The following is a 19,117-nucleotide window of genomic DNA, read 5'->3' on the forward strand; positions in this document are numbered from 1 at the left end:
GCATTTATTTCCAAAAGTTGTCCTGCAAGTGCTTTTCCAAATATCGACTTACAACTCCCCAGCCTTCATTGTCAGGACTATTATACCCCCACATACTTTCAGTAGCATCTTCTAATTTTTCACATACTTCTGAATATTTTGCTGTTATTTGTTTCCTTTCTTCTGAGGTATAGCCTTTTAGTTCTTCCATTGTTATGGTAAAATACTTACCTTCTCTGCTCCCACGCACGAAATTTACAACTTCACAAAGTTGGTCTTCGTCAAGAGAGAAGACATCTATATTGAGAGGGAAAATTTGTTCGATATTCTTTGTTGCATCTCCAATTTTGTACAGTCCAATTTCATACATTGCATGGGATATGTAAGGCAGCAATTCTGTATTTTCTTCTATAATCGCTTGCCACCCATCACCTTTATAGATACCTATAACATTAGCTACTATGTGAAATGCAAATACAGCGTCGGACACTTGATTTTTAATTTCACTTAATTCGCCTATCTCCCAAACCTTATCTGATAAGGTTACAATCGCATCTTCTGTATTGACATCCATTCCTTGCAGGACATCACTAATTTTTTCAGTTTTCATATTTACATCGTTTTTTAATTGCACATAATGGTTGGCAGCTAATCGCCATTTGTGGCGATTGAGGTGCATGTTATGTGCATTTATTTCCAAAAGTTGTCCTGCAAGTGCTTTTCCAAATATCGACTTACAACTCCCCAGCCTTCATTGTCAGGACTATTATACCCCCACATACTTTCAGTAGCATCTTCTAATTTTTCACATACTTCTGAATATTTTGCTGTTATTTGTTTCCTTTCTTCTGAGGTATAGCCTTTTAGTTCTTCCATTGTTATGGTAAAATACTTACCTTCTCTGCTCCCACGCACGAAATTTACAACTTCACAAAGTTGGTCTTCGTCAAGAGAGAAGACATCTATATTGAGAGGGAAAATTTGTTCGATATTCTTTGTTGCATCTCCAATTTTGTACAGTCCAATTTCATACATTGCATGGGATATGTAAGGCAGCAATTCTGTATTTTCTTCTATAATCGCTTGCCACCCATCACCTTTATAGATACCTATAACATTAGCTACTATGTGAAATGCAAATACAGCGTCGGACACTTGATTTTTAATTTCACTTAATTCGCCTATCTCCCAAACCTTATCTGATAAGGTTACAATCGCATCTTCTGTATTGACATCCATTCCTTGCAGGACATCACTAATTTTTTCAGTTTTCATATTTACATCGTTTTTTAATTGCACATAATGTTTAGAGGATAGCCGACCGTTTAGGGCGGTTCATCCTCATGTTCGAGACAATTTTTATTTCCTTTATTACATACTATATAGAACTTCAATTTTTGACTGCTGTTTCCGGCAGAAAGAGGTGTGAAGTTCATGCCCGCACCCCGTTCGTTTCATTACTGCTCTTATCCGTATTTCATTCATTTTTCAGTTCTCCTTTCTTTCTTTTCATGGGATTTCACTGTTCTTGTTCACGGCAGGACATAGCTATCCCATGTTGCTGTCATGCCGCTTTTTTCCGGTGTATGTCGCAATGCTCCAGTATTACCGTGTATGTCATGCCGCCACCCGTTACCGTAGTGTGGCTGTAAACTCTCGTCCGTCCGCAACGCTCGCAGAAATACGGGTTTTCATATCCGCTTTCTGCCTGTTGCAACTCGGCTTCCTCTATCTCGCTTTCATCCTGCCCGAAGTATTCTTCCGGCAGGCTGCCTTTATTGGAATAGAAGCCGTAGTACCTCACGATGCGGAAATAGCGCAGTGGAACGTGTTGCAGCAGCCGGGGGAAGAACTCCCGGTAATGCAGCGTCAGTTCCTTTTCAACCGGGTTCCTCCTGTCGGGTGAGTTTTTGTAATCACGGTAACGGAATGAAATGTTTTCGCCGTCCATTGCCGTAATCTTGTATTCACTCAGGCACGCCCGTTTGGAATATCTGCCCACATATTGTATCACCTGTTCCGGCATCTGTATGGGTGGTTCCAAATGCACTATCCAGTCCTTTTTGTTTGCCACTTTTTTGATGAAGCCCATAAACTCCATGCGGTCACGGAAGTCATGCTCCAGCCTGCCCGCATCGAACAACTCTATCAGGGCGTGTTCAAACTTGTAGCGGAATACCTTACAGATAGAGGGGATATGCACGTAGTCATGTTCGGGGATGACTATCTTACCGTCGTTATCTATGCCGCCCCATGACATAATCATGTGCGTATGTACATGGAGCTGTTTCGTTTCCCCGTAGGTATGTAGTACGGCAATTACCCCGGTTTTCAAGCCGAACTTGTGCATCATCCAGTCTTTCAGCGTTTCAGCCGAAGTACGCATCAGTATATTCAGCATTTCTTTCCTGTTGCGCTTCACCAAGTCCAGCAGGATATGCGGCAAGGTCATCACCACATGGCGGTGTGGCACCCGCAGCATCTTTTCTTTCATGCGTGCCGCCCATTTCAGCGTGTCACGCCAGCCGCATGACGGGCAAAAACGGTGTTTGCAACTATGGCTGATTTCCCGTACTTCCCCACAATCGGGACAAACGTATGTATCTATCCCCAAAGTGGTTGTGCGACATACACGGATAGCGTTCACCGCCTTGTACTGTTCGGGGGTGATGTACTCCGCCGGGTGCTGTGCGTATTCGTCCCACCACCGATTGAAGAAATCGGACAAGCGGTACTTCTTTTCTTTGCAACCGTCTGTATATATGTCGTTTAGCACTTCTTTCATAGCTCGCACACAAATCCTTTTTTACTCCATTTTAATATCTAATCATTTGATTATTAGTTGTTTATTGTCTTGAATGTTATACTATCAGCCGATTTGGCTGTTATTTTCTTTAAGTATCAGACCTCGTCTTCCTCCATCAACAGATCGTCCAACGGGCTTTTGATATTGCTTTTGAAAGTGTCGGCTATGTGGACATACCTTTCCGTTGTCTTGATGTTGTTATGTCCCATAAGCTCTTTCACAATCTTGATGTCGGTTCCTTGCTCCAGCAAGTGGGTGGCGAACGAATGGCGCAGCAGGTGCGGATAAATCCGTTTCGTGATTCCCGCTTCCCGGGCCGCTGCCTTCAGCCGTTTCGACACGATACTCTCGGTGAAAGGTTCGCCCGGTCTGTGTTCAAAAAGCCACACTTTCGGTTTGTATAGTCTGTTATATTCCGTCAGCTTTTTCATCAACGGTTTTGATAGCAGGGTGTAGCGGTCTTTTTTTCCTTTACCCTGCCGCACCCGTATCAGGGAGCGGGATTCGTTGATGTCGCCGGGTTTCAGTTCCAGCAGTTCGCTGATGCGCAATCCTGCGGAATAGAGTATGGAGAACATGCAGAAGAAGCGCAGGTCTGTCACCGTCGCGTCGAGTATCTTCTTTATTTCCTCCTTGCTCAACACGTCGGGCAGCGTCTTCTCCCGTTTGGCACGGTTCACCTTGTAACACCGCCGTTCCTGACCGAGAACTTTCTCGTAATAGAACTTGATGGCGTTGATACGCTGGTTTTGCTGGCAGGAGGATATGTTTTTCTCGTGGATGAGATACAGCAGGTAGTCGTTTATCTCGCCGGGGGTAACCGTTTCAATCTTACGCCCCTCGAAATGCTGTTGGAAATCGCGGAAATAGGAGGTATATACCCTTACGGTATGGTCACTGTAACGCACTTGCTGAAGTTTTTCCAGATAGCCTTCCGGCAGTGGCGGCCGTTTGTCTTCCTCTTTACGGGGGGCGGTTTCCTTGATGGCGGAATAGTCTATAAATGCCATTTTCACATAGCGGTCGAAGAACTCGGCAAGCACGAAATCTTCTGCCGGCAGATAAGCCCTGCCGCCGACAAGCAGTACGTTTTCTTCCTTCGACAGCGACAAGCGGATGTCATTGTCATTACCGAAAGTCACTTCGACAAATTCTTTCCCGTTTCTTATCACCGGAGAAAGTTTGATCTTGGTTTTTGGGGTATATATTTCCATGCCTCACGTTTTGTCGGATATTGAAACCCGTTTTCGCAAATTTATAAAAAAACACGGGTTATCCATGCGCTTTATTGACATTTAACAATAGATCCCGACTACCTGACAAATAAGGTGAGGAGCCACGAAAATACCCTCTGCCAAATCCGTCCTTCCCGGCACTCCGTTTCTCCGATTTCCTCTGCCCTGCGCCACAAGCGGCCACTTCTGTGCCCGATGCTTCCATAGCCTTTCCAACTATTTTACGTTCAGCCGGTTCCCCTTACTTTCGTTCCCGCATCGCTATTGGTGCTAACTAAAAACACTCGTAATTATGGACGAAAACGTAAAGAACGACGCTAAACAAGTCATGCTCGTTCAGAATGCCGACGACGGACGACTGCAAGCCGTTACCGGCGTGGATCGGGACGGCAATATCCAGACCGCCGACCCCACGGATCAGAACGTGGCGAGCCTGCTGAACGTGAACACGCAGGATTCAGCCCTCGAAGCCTTCTTCAAAAAGTTCATGGAACAGGCCCAGAACCCCGTCCACACGGGTATCTTCGTCATGACGGAGAATGCCCTGAACAAACTTATCCGCATCGACTTCGACCCGGAGATTCTGGAAAATTACCGTATCGACCCCTCCGAACGGCTCCAGACGCAGGAGCAGCGGCAGTTCGAGCCGCTGGACGTCACGAAGATAGACCTGGCGGATATGGAGAAGAAAGGTATCCGCATGGAGGACATCGAGCCGCACCTGAAAGCCATGTCTTACGGACATAAATCCAACGGGCTGGTGGAGATGAACCCCGAACTGGAGAACGGGATGCGTGTTTCCACCAAAGGGCGCGTGTCGCTCGAAGAGCAGGCGGACGGCTCGCTGCGCGTCGTGCCGCATTACTGGCAGGAACGGCCCGACCTCGACGCCCCCTTCCACGGGGTGCTGCTCGACGAGGAGGCGAAAACGAACCTGATGAACACCCGTCATGCCGGGAAAGTGATCGACCTGGAGCTGGAGCCGGGCAAGCTCACGCCCTGCTACGTGTCGATAGACAAATGGACGAACACGCTGGAACCCATGCCCGTTTCGCTACTCGAAAAACGTGCCCGCATCAAGGAGGCCGACCTCTCGGAAGGCAAGCAGATGGATTTCTACGGCGGCGGCAAGGTGTTGCTCGAAGGATATACCACCCGCGCGGGTTATAAGCGGGATGCCTATATCCAAATCGACGCGGCCGAACGTAACTATTCCTTTACCTACGACGGTTTGGATCGCAACCGCTACGCCCAGGAGAACAAGGAGATTTACCGCCAGAAGGCCGCCGAGAAAAACGGACGGCAGGAAACGGCGGCCTCCGAACGACAGCCCACGCTCACGATTCACCGGACAATCCTCAAAGCCTCCGTGCCCAAAGAGGCTTATGACCAATGGACAGAAGCAGTGAACGATCCATCCAAGCGGGCGGATGTCAAGGCTTTCTACATCAAGGGCATGGTCAAGGACGGGCAGGGTGAGCCGTTCAACGCCTGGGTCAAGCCCAACTTCGAGCGTAACAAGATGGACTTCTTCCGCTGGAATCCCGACCGTGCGAAACGGCAGGGAGCGGAGGTCAAACCCGCCGTTGAAAGCCGTACCCAGGTCGCCGTCAATTCCGAGGGCAAGACCGTCGAAGCGGTCAAAGGTGTGAAAGAGCCGCTCAAGCAGGGACAGCAGGAGGCCACTCCGGCGCAAAGGAGAAATTACCGCAGTAACAAGAAAAACAACTCCAAAGGCATCAAGGCGTAGCGTATGAAATGGTTTTATATGCAGGCCGGAGCCATGCCGCTCCTGATCGCGGCGCTGGCCGCCTTGTATTTCCGGCCGGGTAAACGCAGCCCCCCCGGAAGAGGTGGACGACGGACGGCAGTATTACGACGGGAACGGCAACCATGTCTATTACGACCGCCGGCTGATCGCCCGTCCGGAAAAAGAGAAAGAAGAAGAACAACAAGAAAACAACCACTGAAAAATCCGAATCATCATGCAAGTAATTATCGCAGAAAAGCCCTCGGTGGCGCGTGAGATCGCCGCCATCGTGGGAGCCACGAACCGTAAAGACGGTTTTATCGAGGGAAACGGCTACGCCGTAACCTGGGCCTTCGGCCACCTGGTCGGGCTGGCAATGCCCCAACAGTACGGCATCGCGGGTTTCCGCCGGGAAAACCTGCCTATCCTGCCATCATCGTTCATCCTCCTGCCCCGGCAGGTTCGGGAGGGTAAAGAGTATAAGGCCGACCCGGGTGTCGTGAAGCAGCTCGGTATTCTCCGGGAATTGTTCGGCATGGCCGAGCGCATCATCGTCGCGACCGACGCGGGGCGTGAAGGGGAGCTGATCTTCCGCTACATCTACTCTTACCTGGAATGCCGCACCCCTTTCGTGCGGTTATGGATCAGCAGCCTGACCGACCGGGCCATCCGCGAGGGGTTACAACACCTCCGCCCCGGCAACGAATACGACAACCTTTACCTCTCGGCCAAAGCCCGCAGCGAAGCCGACTGGATCGTCGGTATCAACGCCTCGCAAGCGCTTGCCGTGGCTGCCGGGCGGGGCGTCTGGTCGCTCGGACGGGTGCAGACCCCCACGCTGGCGATCATCTGCTCCCGTTACCTGGAGAACAAGGCGTTCAAGCCCGCCACCTATTTCCGGCTGAAGCTCTCCACGGCAAAGGAGGACACGGAGTTCACCGTCCTCTCCACGGAGAAATTCGACGGCAGGGAGAAGGCGGAAGCAGCCCGCGCCGAGGTTATCGGCGCCCGAACGGTACGCGTCGTGAACGTGGAGCGCAAGGAGGCCAGGGAACAGCCGCCTCTCTTGTACGACCTGACGACACTCCAGAAAGAGGCCAACAGCCGGTATGGTTTTTCGGCAGAAAAAACGCTCGACATCGCCCAGTCGCTTTACGAGAAGAAGTTCATCACTTATCCCCGTACCGGCTCACGCTATATATCGGAAGATGTGGCCGAGGAGATTCCGGCACTCATCGGGAACATGACACGCTATCCCCGTTTCGCGGAATACGCGGGCAGGATGGATACCGCATCTCTCTCCCGCCGAAGCGTGGACAACGAAAAGATCGCCGACCACCACGCGCTGCTTCCCACCGAGAACCTCCCCTCCGAACTGGATGCCGACCACCGCATCGTCTATGAGATGGTCGCGGGGCGGATGCTCGAAACCTTTTCCGGGGCCTGCGTGAAAGAAAACACTTCCCTTACCCTGCAAAGCGCGGGACATGATTTCATGGCCCGCGGCAGTATCATGGTCGAGACGGGCTGGCGGGCCGTCCTGAATGAATCTGTCGAGGAGAAAGAGGAGGACATGACCCTCCTTCCCGACATCGTGCAAGGCGACGAGCTGCCCGTCAAGGGATGCGTCACGGAACAGAAACAGACCCGGCCGCGCCCCCTTCACACGGAATCGAGCCTGCTGGCGGCGATGGAAACCGCCGGACGCGAACTGTCCGACGAGGCCGAACGCGAGGCGATGAAGGATGCCGGCATCGGCACGCCCGCCACCCGTGCCGCCATCATCGAAACGCTCTTTGCCCGCGAGTATGTCAGGCGAGAGAAAAAGTCGCTTGTACCCACGGACAAGGGACTGGCCGTGTATGCCGTGGTCAGGGACAAGAAGATCGCCGATGTCGCCATGACGGGCGGCTGGGAACTGGCCCTCTCGAAGATCGCCACCGGGGAGATGGACGCCCCGACGTTCCATCGCGGTATCGAGGTCTTCGCCTCGCAAATCGCCAAAGAACTGCTGGAAGCAAGAATCGACGGCGCGGAGAGTGACACAGCCTGCCCGCGTTGCGGCAGGCCCGTGGTGTTCTATCCCAAACTCGCCAAGTGCCAGAATCCCGATTGCGGCCTGACCGTATGGAGAACCGTGGCCCGCAAGGAGCTGACCGACAAGCAGCTTGCGGAACTGCTGACCAAAGGCAAAACCGGCACGATCCGGGGATTCGTCAAAAACGGCGGCGGGACGTTCGACGCGGCCCTCACGCTCGATGACCAGTTCAAGACCTCGTTCGTTTTCGAGCCGCGCGATACTCCCAGGCAGGGAAAGAGGAACAAACGGAAATAATCGTTACCTTTGCCACTGGAAAAGACCTGTCATAACGAGATACGCTTGTTTGATAAGGATTTTTTCAGTGGTCGGCGCTTCGGGTGGGAACCCGGGGCGCCTTTCTCTTCCCCGATTATCAACGACCACTAAAAATTCTTATCATGCCAGACAAGCAACACCATACCCCCACGGGGGAATTGTCCTATTACGGACTTTCGTTACTATCCTACCTCAAGGACAGCCACCCGGAACTCATCGCCGAAAGTGAGTTCATCGCCGAGCGGGCCGACAGCGCCGCCCAAGCGTACAGCGAGGCGATCCGTTCGGGCTGCAACCACATCGAAGCCGAAGAAATTGCCCGCGAGGAACTCTGCCGCGGACTGCACTTTTCACCCTACAACACGCTGGTAAACATCCTCTGGAGGGAATTCGAGGCGGAGATTCCCGAGGATACCGCCCGGCAGGCGGCTCTACGCCTGCTGCCCCTCTGCCGCGGAGTGCTGGAGAAGTACGACCTCACGGACGACTTCGCCGACACGCCCGACTACGAACTGTTCTATACCGAACTGACGGGAACCGTCCAAATACTTCTCGAAGATGGCATTCAATAAGAAAACCCACCTCCGCCAGAATATCGACGCGCTGAAGACGGCCTTCACGCTCGACAGGGAACGGCGGGCGCCGACTCCCGAAGAAGAAAGGACACTCGGCGCATACAGCGGCTTCGGCGCCATCAAGGAAGTGCTGGAAACCCCCACCGGGAAACCGGACAAGGACGGCATGGCAACGCTCGTGGCCGAGTTGCACGAGGTCATCAGGGCGAACACCCCCGACGAACGGGAATACAAGCGCTACATGGACGGGATCAAGAACTCCGTCCTGACGGCTTTTTACACGCCCCCGAAAGTGGCAGACGCCATCGTGGAGGCGATATGGGATACGCGGATCGCCCCCAAACGTATTCTTGACCCCAGCGCGGGAACGGGGGTTTTCGTCAGTGCCGTGGATTTCCACGACCCCTACGCGGAGATCACCTGCTTCGAGAAAGACCCCGCCACGGGGTTGATCCTGAAGCACCTGCACCCCGAAAAACGGGTGCGGGTACAGGGATTCGAGCGCATCGAACCTAAATACGCCGGTTACTACGACGTGGCCGTGAGCAACATCCCTTTCGGGGACGTGGCGCTCTTCGACCCGTTCTTCTCCACCCATACCGACCCCGTGCGGCGGCAAGGCACACGGGCGCTACACAACTATTTTTTCATGAAGTCCGTCGATATGGTACGCGAGGGCGGCCTGGTGGCATTCATCACCTCGCAGGGAGTATTGAACGCCGAGCAGGGACGCCCCGTGCGCGAGTGGCTGATGAACCGCTGCGAGCCCGTATCGGCCATCCGGCTGCCGAACAACCTCTTTACAGAACACGCGGGGACGGAGGTCGGCAGCGACCTGGTTATCCTGCAAAAGAAAGCCGCCACGGGGGAACTGTCCGAACGGCAGCAGGATTTCATCGAATCCCGCAAGCTGTCGAACGGCATCCGGATAAACAACCTTTTCCAGTCGTTCGACAGGGTGATCCATACCGAGGCCAAAGTAGGCAAAGACCCCTACGGCAAACCGGCGATGGAGTTCACCCACGCGGAGGGCGTGGACGGCATCGACCGGGAGATGCGGCGTATGCTCTCGGAGGATTTCAACCGGCATTTCAACGAGAGTTATTGCCTGAAACATGCTCCGGAACAGACACCCGGTACACCGGAGCGGGAATTGTCCCGTTCCCGTCAGGCGGAACGCCAGCGTGCCGAAAGACACGAGCCCCGCCTTGCCGGAGAAATCGTCAAGGAGATTATCGCCGACGCCCGTAACCTTCAGCAGCAGCGGGAAGAGGAGGAAAAACGCCGCGTCGTCGCCGAAATGGCGGCGCAGGGCTACCATGTCGATACCGAAACCGGGGAGATTACCCGAATCGAAAACAAACCCGGACAAGCGTTACCGGATTCTGCCGCCACACCCGCCGGAGAACCGACCGGGGAGGATCTGGCCGACTTCGGGGCCTGGTCGAAGGAGCGGGAGAATCGCTTGTGGGAGCAACACCCGCCAAAACCCGAAGATTTCGGCATGACGGATACACCCGTGCAGCACGTGGGCGGAACAACGGAACCGAAACCGCGGGAGGGCTTCGCCGGGTCGCTTTTCGACACGGTGGAAACGGCGGCTCCCGCACCTGCCACCCAAGCTGCCGAACCGGTAAACGTGCAGCAGGAACCGTTGCTGACGCTCTACGATCTGTTCGGCTTCAGCGCCGAGGAGCGGCGGCAGGCAGAACTCGGTATATCCAAGAAAAGGAACAGCCGCCGGGGAGCAAAGCGGAAGACGCCCCGACAACCCTCATTATTCGCCCCGGCCTCCTCTCCGGAGGAACAGAAGAGCGAAATGCCGAAAACGACGCCACCGGAGCGTGATCCCGAAGACTTGTATGCCTCCCTGAACTGGGAGGACAACCCGCCGATCAACGGCTTTTACGAGATGATGATGTCGCTTACCCCGGAACGGAGGGCGGAACTACGCCGGCAAAACGCCCGGCAGCAGGAAACCCCGGAACAGCGGGAACGGCAGGCGGTACGCCCCCCGACGGAAGCCCCGAAAGACAAACGGAAACAAGCCGCCGGTACGCCGAGAACGGGCGGCCTGTTCGACACGCCGGAAAATCCGGAGGAGAAAGAACCCGGTAAAGAAATGCCGCAGATACGGGAGGCGGATATGAAACCCCGCCCGTTCGAGGGGGAGGTCGCCCCCTATTTCCGCGAGGGGACACTCGTCACGGACGGACAAAACCGGGTCGGCTACCTGCGGGAGATTGAATCCCTGCAACCCATGTTCCACCCGCTGGAACTCACGCCTGCACAACGGACGAAAGCCTCCATGTATATCGAGATACGCGATGCCTATTACCACCTTTATAACAACGAGGCGGAAACGCTGACGGCGAACCCCGCCCTGCGGGAGATGCTCAACCGGCTTTACGACAATTTCACCGAACGCTTCGGACGGCTCAATGACAAACGCAACCTCGACCTGATCAAGATGGACGCGCGGGGGACGGAGATTCTATCGCTGGAGCGTTACATCGACGGCAAGGCACGCAAAGCCGACATCTTCGAGCGTCCCGTGGCCTTCAATCCCGATGAGATCACGCACGCCGACGACGCTTCGGAGGCCCTTGTGGCCAGCCTGAACAAGTACGGCCGGGTGGAACCGCACTACATGGCCTCACTCACGGGAACTACCGTGGAGGGAATACTCGGGGAACTGAAAGGACGCATCTATTACAACCCGGAAACGGACGGCTACGAGGTTGCCGACAAGTTCATCGCCGGCAATGTCATCGGGAAAGCCGAACGGATCGAGGCGTTCCTGCGGGAGAATCCCGACCACGCCCCGGCCCGGGAATCGCTGGAGGCTCTGCGCGAGGCGACGCCCAAACCCATCGCTTTCGACGACCTGGATTTCAACCTGGGCGAACGGTGGATTCCAAAAGGTGTTTACGAGCGTTTCGCCTCCTCGCTCTTCGATACGGAGGTGAAGATCACCTTCGCCTCCAACCTGGACGAGTACGGCGTGAAGGCGGAAGCGACGAACGTGAAGATCACGGAGCAGTATGCCGTCAGCGCGCAGACCCGTAAGTACAACGGCCTGCACCTTTTGAAACACGCCCTGCAAAACACTTCGCCCGACATCACCAAGACCGTCCTCAAATGGGTGGACGGCGAACGGCGGGAGGTCAAGGTGCGTGACGGGGAGGCCATACAGCTCGCCAACAGCAAGATAGACGAGATCCGGGGTGCTTTCCCCGAATGGCTGCGCGAGCAGTCGTCCGACTTCAAAGACCGCCTGACAGACCTCTATAACCGTACTTTCAACTGTTACGTGCGCCCGAAGTACGACGGGACGCACCAGGAATTCCCCGACCTCGACCTCAAGGGGCTGGGAATCGACAAACTGTATGACAGCCAGAAGGACGCGATATGGATGGACAAACTGCTCGGCGGCGGGATAATCGACCACGAGGTGGGCGGCGGAAAGACCCTTATCATGTGCTGCGGGGCCTACGAGAAGAAACGCCTCGGGCTGGCCAACAAACCCATGATTATCGGGCTGAAAGCCAACATCCATGAAATAGCCCGGACGTTCTGCACCGCTTACCCAATGGCCAAAGTCCTCTACCCGGGCAAGGAGGATTTCACGCCCCGGAAGCGTGAGCGCATCTTCCGGGAGATACGCAACAACGACTGGGACGCCGTGATCCTCTCGCACGAACAGTTCGGCATGATACCCCAGTCCCCGGAGATACAGCAGGAGATATTGCAGGCCGAGCTGGACTGCGTGGAGGAGAACCTCGAAGTGCTCAAAGCACAAGGCAGGGACGTTTCCCGCGCCATGATGAAAGGGTGTCAGAAACGCAAGGCCAACCTGGAAGCCAAGTTGCAGAAGGTGGCGCACGCGCTGGAAACACGCAAGGACGACGCCGTGGACTTCCGCCTCATGGGTATCGACCACCTCTACGTGGACGAGAGCCACAAATTCAAGAACCTGACTTTCACGACCCGGCATGACCGGGTGGCGGGCCTCGGAAATCCCGAGGGGTCGCAGCGGGCGCTCAACATGCTTTTCGCGCTGCGTACCATACAGCAGCGCACGGGCCGCGACCTGGGGGCGACGTTCCTCTCGGGAACGACCATCTCTAACTCGCTCACGGAACTGTACCTGCTTTTCAAGTACCTGCGCCCGAAGGAACTGGAGCGTCAGAATATCCGCACCTTCGATGCCTGGGCGGCCATATTTGCCAAGAAAACCATCGACTACGAGTTTTCCGTGACCAACGAGGTCGTGCAAAAAGAACGGTTCCGATATTTCATCAAGGTTCCCGAACTGGCCATGTTCTACTCCGAGATTACAGATTACCGCTCGGCGGAGGATATAGGGATCGACCGACCGCAAAAGAACGAGATATTGCACAATATCCCGCCGACACCCCAGCAGACGGAGTTCATAGAACGGCTGGTGCAGTTCGCCAAATCGGGCGATGCCACGCTCCTGGGCCGCCTGCCGCTCTCGGAGCGGGAGGAAAAGGCGAAAATGCTCATTGCCACAGACTACGCCCGCAAGATGTCGCTCGATATGCGTATGATAGACCCCGAACTATACAGCGACCACGTGGACAACAAGGCGAGCCACTGCGCCCGTATGATTGCCGGTTACTACCGCCGTTTCGAGGCGTACAAAGGTACGCAGTTCGTATTCTCCGACCTGGGAACCTACAAACCCGGAGCGGGGTGGAACGTCTATTCCGAGATACGGCGTAAACTCGCGGAGGATTACGGCATACCCCAAAGCGAGGTGCGGTTCATCCAGGAGGCGACCTCGGAAAAAGCGCGCAAGGAGATGATCGCTGGTATGAACGCCGGAAAAATCCGCGTACTCTTCGGATCGACCGAGATGCTCGGGACGGGAGTGAACGCGCAGAAACGCTGCGTGGCGATACACCACCTGGACTGCCCCTGGCGTCCCAGCGACCTGGAGCAGCGCGACGGGCGGGGAATACGCACCGGGAACGAGATCGCCAAACTCCATGCCGACAACAAGGTGGACGTGATATTATACGCCGTCGAGAAGTCGCTCGACGCCTACAAGTTCGGGCTGTTGCACAACAAGCAACTGTTCATCCGCCAGCTCAAGACCAACAACATGGGAAGCCGTACCATCGACGAGGGGGCCATCGACGAAAAGAGCGGCATGAATTTTTCCGAGTATGTCGCCGTCCTCTCGGGAAATACAGACCTGCTGGACAAGGCCCGCCTGGAGAAGAAGATTGCCACGCTCGAAAGCGAACGCCAGGCATTCGTGCGCGGCAAATCATCGAGCCGCTACAAGCTGGAGCAGATCACGGAGAAGATAGAGAAGAACAACGACCTGATACGGCGTATCGGCAAGGATCTGGAACACTTCAAGGCCCGCGTCGAGTTCAACGAGGACGGCTCGTACCGCAATCCCGTGAAACTGAACGGGCTGGAAACCTCCGACCCCAAGCTCATCGGGAAACAGCTCAACCATATCGCCGAAACGGCACGCACGCTCGACAGGCTCGAACCCATCGGGAGCCTCTACGGGTTCGAGCTGCTCGTCCAGAGCGAAACGACCGGGAAAGACGGGCTCGACCTGGTGCAGAACCGTTTTTATGTCCGGGGTGAAGGGGATTATCTATACCAGTATAACTACGGGAATATCGCCTCCGACCCGCGACTGGCGGCGATGAACTTCATCCACGCGCTCGCGACCATCGAGCCGACACTGGAGAAATTCCGGAAAAAGAATGAGGAACTGGAGAAAGATATTCCCGTCCTGCGGGAAGTGGTGGAAAGTTCCTGGCGCAAGGAGCCCGAACTGACGGCCCTAAAAGCTGACCTGACGGAAATAGACCGCAGGATACAGCAAAGCCTCAAACCGATAGAAGAGAGCGAGGGAAAGGAGGCGGAGGAGGATAACGACGTGTGCCGGGAACGGCATGACACGGCGGAAGAACTCCCGGGGAAAGACAACACGGCGACCCGTATTCCTTCCCGGCTGCGGCAGATTGCCGACGCCTCCGGGGGGCGCATCGTCATCGCGGGCGTGGGCAGCCCGCCGGAGAACGGCCCTGCGAAGAAAGGGATCAAGATGTAAACGAAAAGCCGACGGAAGTACAGATTTCCGTCGGCTTTTTTCATATGCCCGTGAGCGTTGTTGTCACACTTCCTGCAAGAGTGTTTGCAGCTCCTCCTGCGTGGGAAGATAGGTCATGTACTGGGCGGCGAAGACCTGCTTTTCATCTTCGGGCAGCGTGTAACGGACGACCGCGTCGTTTTTCTCCGCGCAGAGGACGATACCCACCGGAGGGTTATCCCCGGGATTCATCAACTCACGGGTGTAGTAATTGACATACATCTGCATCTGCCCCAAATCCTGATGGGTCAGCTCCCCGGATTTCAAATCTATTAAAACGAAACAACGGGCCAGGTAATTGTAAAAGACCAGGTCGATGTAGAAATGCTTGTCGTCGAAGGAGATACGCTTCTGTCGCGCGACGAAGGCGAAGCCTTTCCCAAGTTCGAGCATGAAGCGCTGCAAGCGGCTGATGAGCAGTTGCTCCAGATCGGTTTCCAGAAAATGCTCTCCCTGCGGGATCCCGAGAAACTCCAGGATATACGGGTCGCGGATGATCTCTTTGGGTTCGACACGCCCGGGTTCGGTACGGGAAATTTCCTCTTTCACGGCTTTCTTGTCTCGGCTGGCCAGCAGGCGGTCATAGAAAAGCGTGTTGATTTGGCGGTCGAGCTGCCGGACACTCCAGTTTTCCTTGACGCACTCGTGCAGGTAAAAATCACGGGCGGCATCGCCCGACACCTTGAGAAGCGTGCGGCAATGCGACCAGCTCAATTTATCACACAGCGTGTGATATTTCGGGTAGCACTGGTAAAACTGCCTCATGTACCGCAGGTTGGTGGCCGTGAACCCGTTTCCGAACTCCGCCACGAGCCGCCTGGAAAGGGTGTTGATGACAGCCTTGCCATATCCGGCACGGTCGGTTCCCTGCTGCTCGTACTCCACTATGTATTTCCCTACCTGCCAGTAAGCCCTCACGAGGGTCGAATTGACATGATGTATCACCTTCGCGCGCGCTTCCTGCAAGATATGGCGCACGTTATGCAGCAGCTCTTCCTCCCCTTTGTCGGCAGGATGTACTTTATCTGTTTCTTTCATTGTTCATTATTATATAGGCTTCCAAGTGCAAACATACTGATTTTACGGCAAATATCGAACGGTTGTACCGTCTTGTCGTGCCTTATTCCATGTATCTCCGCGTTTTTCCATGACGCCGGACTCTCGGGACAGGGCCTAACCGGAACCGGCAGGACGATCCTTTTTCAGCTTGCGGAAATTACTGAAGTTACGCTCGATGAACCGCAGGACGTCCGATTCCCGGTAGAAGGTCTTGTGATAGATCATCTCGTAAGGCAGCTCTCCCGAGGTACGGTAACGCTGGAGGGTGCGCTTGCTGATATTGAGCATACGGCACAGGTCGTAATTGTCCAGAAGACGCTCCCCGTCAGGCAGGATGGAAAGCGGTTGCTCCACGTCCCCCGCGCACAGCTTCTCGATACGTTCCAGCCGTTCCGAGAGCCGCTGCATCCATCCGTCGAAATATTCCTTGTCCAGAAACATGGCCTACTCCTTTGGTTGGTTCTTGCGCCGCACGGAACGCTCCTTCAGCACACGGCGGATTTCCGTGAGGGAATAATACAGCTTCCGGTTGATGGCCGAATAGGTGATCACGTGATCCGAGCGGAGGCGTTGAAGGGTACGCCCGCTGATGCCCAGGTAACGGCAGACCTGCTCGCCGTCCATCCATTCGTCGTTTATATACTCCTTATTCCATGCACGCCCCTTTTCAGGGAGAGAGGCGATTGCAGCCTCTATTTTCTCTATACGCCCGACAAGCTCGTTATAGGCTCGCGAACCGATCACTATGATTTTCATACTCCTTTGTTTTTTAGTCTGTTACAAAGGTCGGGCTTATATGGACAGCTTAAAACGAGGTCGGTACGACTTTTTTTTGATAATTTGCAGTGAACTGATTCTCAACGGTTCATGCGGTGAAGAAGGCAGTGTTTTTTACCGAAATCCGCGGCCCGTACTCGGTATTTTTATTGGCAGAAATGCGATTGAATACTGTGATTCAACGCTTAACGGTGTTCTAATCCGGACGGGGCTACAACGGAACACCCGTATCGGCTCCTTATACGGGTGCAAATACGGGCGTTCGGGAAAGTTCCTTTCGAGAGTTACGGGGGAAAACCGACCTCGGTTCTTTTGTTATATACAACGCTGATTATCAGTGTTTCTATAAGGAATAGAGTGCTTTACCGGTTCATATTCTACTCGGAATTGCCGTTTTTCTTGTTTCGCTTCCATGTCTGCATACGTTTAAGCAGGGCCTCTTTCGCCTTGTCAAGCCACGGTGTCGGGTTGTTTCGGATTTTCATATCGCAGAATGTCCTCGAAAGGTTCATGTCGAGGTGTACGTTGAAAGCGTTGGAAATGTAGCTGGCAAGTTGCGTGAGTGGCACATTGCCGAAACAGCCTTTACTGTCGAGCAGGTAAATAAGTTCCGTCAGATCCGTCTTCGAGTCCTGCCATGTCGGACGCACGTCAGACAATGGCAGAACCATGTTCCGGAGGTTCGTGCTCTCCAGTGATTCCAATTCGCCCATAAGATAAACCGACAACATATCGTTGGCCAGGATTTTAGCCACCTTGAAATCCGCGTTTGTCGAAAACTGCGGGTCGAGTTCATAGTAGAATGTTTCCAGGTATTGTTCCGTGTCGGTCTGCCCGCGCAGGAAATAGAGGCTGTCCAGGTGTGTAGCGCCGCTGCGGAAATAGCGGATAAAGTCGAGGCGTTTCTGCGTGTACGCGTTGATGGCCCGAACATGGGCGTCCAGGTACTCCCGTTGTGCCTCGATACTTCCTACCGGACGGTTCATCTCGATATTGTAGAGCTTGCGGTAATAGATCAGACGGCAAAAAAGACGGGGTTTGATTTCTTTGAAGAACTTTATTTCCTCGTCATCGTTTTGAAAACGGTAGCCGATGATATATTGTTTCAAACGGTCGAACGCTTCTCCCAGGACACGTGACGCTTCAAGCGACTTTTTCAACACGTCGGTATCCCGCGATTCGATACGTTCGATACTCCGCAGGACTTCGCTGTTTAATTTTTCTATAAATGCAATCATAATCCGTCTTGTTACTTTCGCGTATAAAGTTAGCGAATCGAAAAACCGGCGGATTACGATTTTTATCTTTCTCTTCGTTTTTTTATCACGGAGCCGATTTTAATGTCAGATCCGGCCTTCCTGGCGGATGGAAGTGGGATTGCTCCCCATATTCCGCTTGCAAAAGTCCGTAAAGTGGGATTGGGCGGAGAAACCGCACATGTAGGCTATTTCCTGCAACGTGTAGTGTGTCGTCCGCAGCAACTCCCCGATACGTTCGATACGGCGCTGACGTAACCACGAGGAGGCCGAGCAGCCGAAAACCCGCTGGAAACGCCGGCGGAAGGTAATCGTGCTGGAATACCCGCAAACCCCGGCGAGTTCCGTGACGTTATCCGAGGCAAGATAATTCGATTTGACACGGGAGATGAACTCGTAATCGTCCCCCAGGTGCAACAGCTCCTCGAACTCCCCGACATCGGCGGGAGTGAGATGTTCATAAGAGGCGTCGAGCATTTTCAGCATGACAGCAGCGTTACATTCAACGGGCATACCCAATGTCTTACGGGCTTCACGCAGGTAATTCTTGAACCGCAGCCGCAGCGTGTCGTGATGCGGGTAGGAACACTGGGACAGAATGGTGCAGACCGTCCGCAGTTCATCGACACAACAGTAGCCGAAATACCACGTTACAAGACGCTCGACGTAATGGACGGCATGAAACTCCTCCGAAAGCATCAGAAGAAGCAGGAACGGGGTGAAATCCTGGTATTCCCCCGTTATGGGACGGGGTGCTTCGTCAAGCAAGGAGGCAATGTCCCGCATCAGAAGAGAATCTCCCGAGTACGCTTTTATTTGTTCGGAACTGCGGGCATAATCCCGGTAACGCGATATGACCGCCGACAAAGCATTGAACTTCACGGCGTGAACGCCTTCTATAAAGGAAGGGCGAAGACTGTTGTAAATGGATAAGTCGGTTTGCATAAGTCATTTCTATAAAACGGAGCCGCATCCCCTTGTTGCCAAAGCTCCGCAAGTCGTTACTTATGAACCGCTTGGAACACGGTACGAATCCTAATTACAAATATATCGTATCCGACAATCCGGAACAAATATCAGCAGGCAAAAATGAAAATAAACCTCGTTATTTTTGATTTTTACCTGCAATAATATTATATTTGCAAACAAATAAGAGTTGTTTGACAGCATGAGAAATAT

At 54.0% G+C, this 19,117-nt stretch carries 13 protein-coding genes and 1 pseudogene; 5 read left to right on the plus strand and 9 right to left on the minus strand.

Annotation, left to right across the window (positions count from 1 at the left end):
* Positions 1 to 4: 4 nt before the first annotated feature.
* The 4 genes from ACGHP5_RS01400 to ACGHP5_RS01415 all read right to left on the minus strand — a co-directional run bounded on the left by ACGHP5_RS01400 (position 5) and on the right by ACGHP5_RS01415 (position 3,999).
* Positions 5 to 589: a hypothetical protein gene (locus tag ACGHP5_RS01400; protein ID WP_129614411.1), complete on the minus strand. Its 585-nt coding sequence runs from the start codon at positions 587 to 589 to the stop codon at positions 5 to 7.
* A gap of 80 nt (positions 590 to 669) precedes the next feature.
* Positions 670 to 1,254, minus strand: coding sequence for a hypothetical protein (locus ACGHP5_RS01405; RefSeq protein WP_129614411.1), 585 nt, complete (start codon positions 1,252 to 1,254; stop codon positions 670 to 672).
* Between the two features lie 289 nt (positions 1,255 to 1,543).
* On the minus strand, positions 1,544 to 2,764 hold the full coding sequence (locus tag ACGHP5_RS01410) for an IS91 family transposase (RefSeq protein ID WP_008620106.1): 1,221 nt from the start codon (positions 2,762 to 2,764) through the stop codon (positions 1,544 to 1,546).
* 116 nt (positions 2,765 to 2,880) lie between these two features.
* Complete coding sequence (locus ACGHP5_RS01415; protein ID WP_390551685.1) at positions 2,881 to 3,999, minus strand: tyrosine-type recombinase/integrase; 1,119 nt, start codon at positions 3,997 to 3,999, stop codon at positions 2,881 to 2,883.
* A gap of 313 nt (positions 4,000 to 4,312) precedes the next feature.
* On the opposite strand from ACGHP5_RS01415, the gene ACGHP5_RS01420 reads away from it, so the two are divergent.
* From ACGHP5_RS01420 to ACGHP5_RS01440, 5 genes and pseudogenes are all read left to right on the plus strand, one after another.
* Positions 4,313 to 5,770, plus strand: a complete 1,458-nt coding sequence (locus ACGHP5_RS01420) for a DUF3945 domain-containing protein (protein ID WP_118113322.1) — start codon at positions 4,313 to 4,315, stop codon at positions 5,768 to 5,770.
* 3 nt (positions 5,771 to 5,773) lie between these two features.
* A pseudogene (locus tag ACGHP5_RS01425) lies at positions 5,774 to 5,990 on the plus strand (hypothetical protein).
* A 15-nt stretch (positions 5,991 to 6,005) separates the two neighbouring features.
* Positions 6,006 to 8,105, plus strand: coding sequence for a type IA DNA topoisomerase (locus ACGHP5_RS01430; RefSeq protein ID WP_129729312.1), 2,100 nt, complete (start codon positions 6,006 to 6,008; stop codon positions 8,103 to 8,105).
* Positions 8,106 to 8,248: 143 nt separating this feature from the next.
* Positions 8,249 to 8,698 carry a DUF1896 family protein gene (locus tag ACGHP5_RS01435; RefSeq protein ID WP_004295482.1) on the plus strand — a complete coding sequence of 150 codons (450 nt, stop codon included), beginning with the start codon at positions 8,249 to 8,251 and terminating at the stop codon, positions 8,696 to 8,698.
* The gene (locus tag ACGHP5_RS01440) at positions 8,685 to 14,807 is read left to right on the plus strand and encodes a helicase-related protein (protein WP_390551691.1); all 6,123 of its coding nucleotides are present in this window, start codon (positions 8,685 to 8,687) and stop codon (positions 14,805 to 14,807) included. Before ACGHP5_RS01435 ends, ACGHP5_RS01440 begins: the two co-directional genes overlap by 14 nt.
* 63 nt (positions 14,808 to 14,870) lie before the next feature.
* Here the strand turns inward: ACGHP5_RS01440 and ACGHP5_RS01445 are convergent, their stop codons facing one another.
* The 5 genes from ACGHP5_RS01445 to ACGHP5_RS01465 all read right to left on the minus strand — a co-directional run bounded on the left by ACGHP5_RS01445 (position 14,871) and on the right by ACGHP5_RS01465 (position 18,883).
* Positions 14,871 to 15,884 carry a YhcG family protein gene (locus tag ACGHP5_RS01445; protein WP_118423738.1) on the minus strand — a complete coding sequence of 338 codons (1,014 nt, stop codon included), beginning with the start codon at positions 15,882 to 15,884 and terminating at the stop codon, positions 14,871 to 14,873.
* A 135-nt stretch (positions 15,885 to 16,019) separates the two neighbouring features.
* Complete coding sequence (locus ACGHP5_RS01450) at positions 16,020 to 16,346, minus strand: helix-turn-helix domain-containing protein (RefSeq protein WP_004295487.1); 327 nt, start codon at positions 16,344 to 16,346, stop codon at positions 16,020 to 16,022.
* Positions 16,347 to 16,349: 3 nt separating this feature from the next.
* Positions 16,350 to 16,661, minus strand: coding sequence for a helix-turn-helix domain-containing protein (locus ACGHP5_RS01455; protein ID WP_004295488.1), 312 nt, complete (start codon positions 16,659 to 16,661; stop codon positions 16,350 to 16,352).
* 398 nt (positions 16,662 to 17,059) lie between these two features.
* The gene (locus ACGHP5_RS01460) at positions 17,060 to 17,920 is read right to left on the minus strand and encodes an RteC domain-containing protein (RefSeq protein ID WP_004303821.1); all 861 of its coding nucleotides are present in this window, start codon (positions 17,918 to 17,920) and stop codon (positions 17,060 to 17,062) included.
* A gap of 105 nt (positions 17,921 to 18,025) precedes the next feature.
* Positions 18,026 to 18,883, minus strand: coding sequence for a helix-turn-helix transcriptional regulator (locus ACGHP5_RS01465; RefSeq protein ID WP_118423737.1), 858 nt, complete (start codon positions 18,881 to 18,883; stop codon positions 18,026 to 18,028).
* Between the last annotated feature and the right edge of the window lie 234 nt (positions 18,884 to 19,117).

Origin of the sequence: Alistipes sp. i18-0019-D1, assembly GCF_042852885.1 — a bacterium.
In the GTDB taxonomy this organism is placed as follows: Bacteria; Bacteroidota; Bacteroidia; order Bacteroidales; family Rikenellaceae; genus Alistipes.

Coding starts and splice junctions, on each gene's coding strand:
- ACGHP5_RS01455 (WP_004295488.1), bottom strand. CDS start 16,661: ATGAAAATCATAGTGATCGGTTCGCGAGCCTATAACGAGCTTGTCGGG.
- ACGHP5_RS01420 (WP_118113322.1), top strand. CDS start 4,313: ATGGACGAAAACGTAAAGAACGACGCTAAACAAGTCATGCTCGTTCAG.
- ACGHP5_RS01465 (WP_118423737.1), bottom strand. CDS start 18,883: ATGCAAACCGACTTATCCATTTACAACAGTCTTCGCCCTTCCTTTATA.
- ACGHP5_RS01405 (WP_129614411.1), bottom strand. CDS start 1,254: ATGAAAACTGAAAAAATTAGTGATGTCCTGCAAGGAATGGATGTCAAT.
- ACGHP5_RS01445 (WP_118423738.1), bottom strand. CDS start 15,884: ATGAAAGAAACAGATAAAGTACATCCTGCCGACAAAGGGGAGGAAGAG.
- ACGHP5_RS01410 (WP_008620106.1), bottom strand. CDS start 2,764: ATGAAAGAAGTGCTAAACGACATATATACAGACGGTTGCAAAGAAAAG.
- ACGHP5_RS01440 (WP_390551691.1), top strand. CDS start 8,685: ATGGCATTCAATAAGAAAACCCACCTCCGCCAGAATATCGACGCGCTG.
- ACGHP5_RS01430 (WP_129729312.1), top strand. CDS start 6,006: ATGCAAGTAATTATCGCAGAAAAGCCCTCGGTGGCGCGTGAGATCGCC.
- ACGHP5_RS01450 (WP_004295487.1), bottom strand. CDS start 16,346: ATGTTTCTGGACAAGGAATATTTCGACGGATGGATGCAGCGGCTCTCG.
- ACGHP5_RS01435 (WP_004295482.1), top strand. CDS start 8,249: ATGCCAGACAAGCAACACCATACCCCCACGGGGGAATTGTCCTATTAC.
- ACGHP5_RS01415 (WP_390551685.1), bottom strand. CDS start 3,999: ATGGAAATATATACCCCAAAAACCAAGATCAAACTTTCTCCGGTGATA.
- ACGHP5_RS01460 (WP_004303821.1), bottom strand. CDS start 17,920: ATGATTGCATTTATAGAAAAATTAAACAGCGAAGTCCTGCGGAGTATC.
- ACGHP5_RS01400 (WP_129614411.1), bottom strand. CDS start 589: ATGAAAACTGAAAAAATTAGTGATGTCCTGCAAGGAATGGATGTCAAT.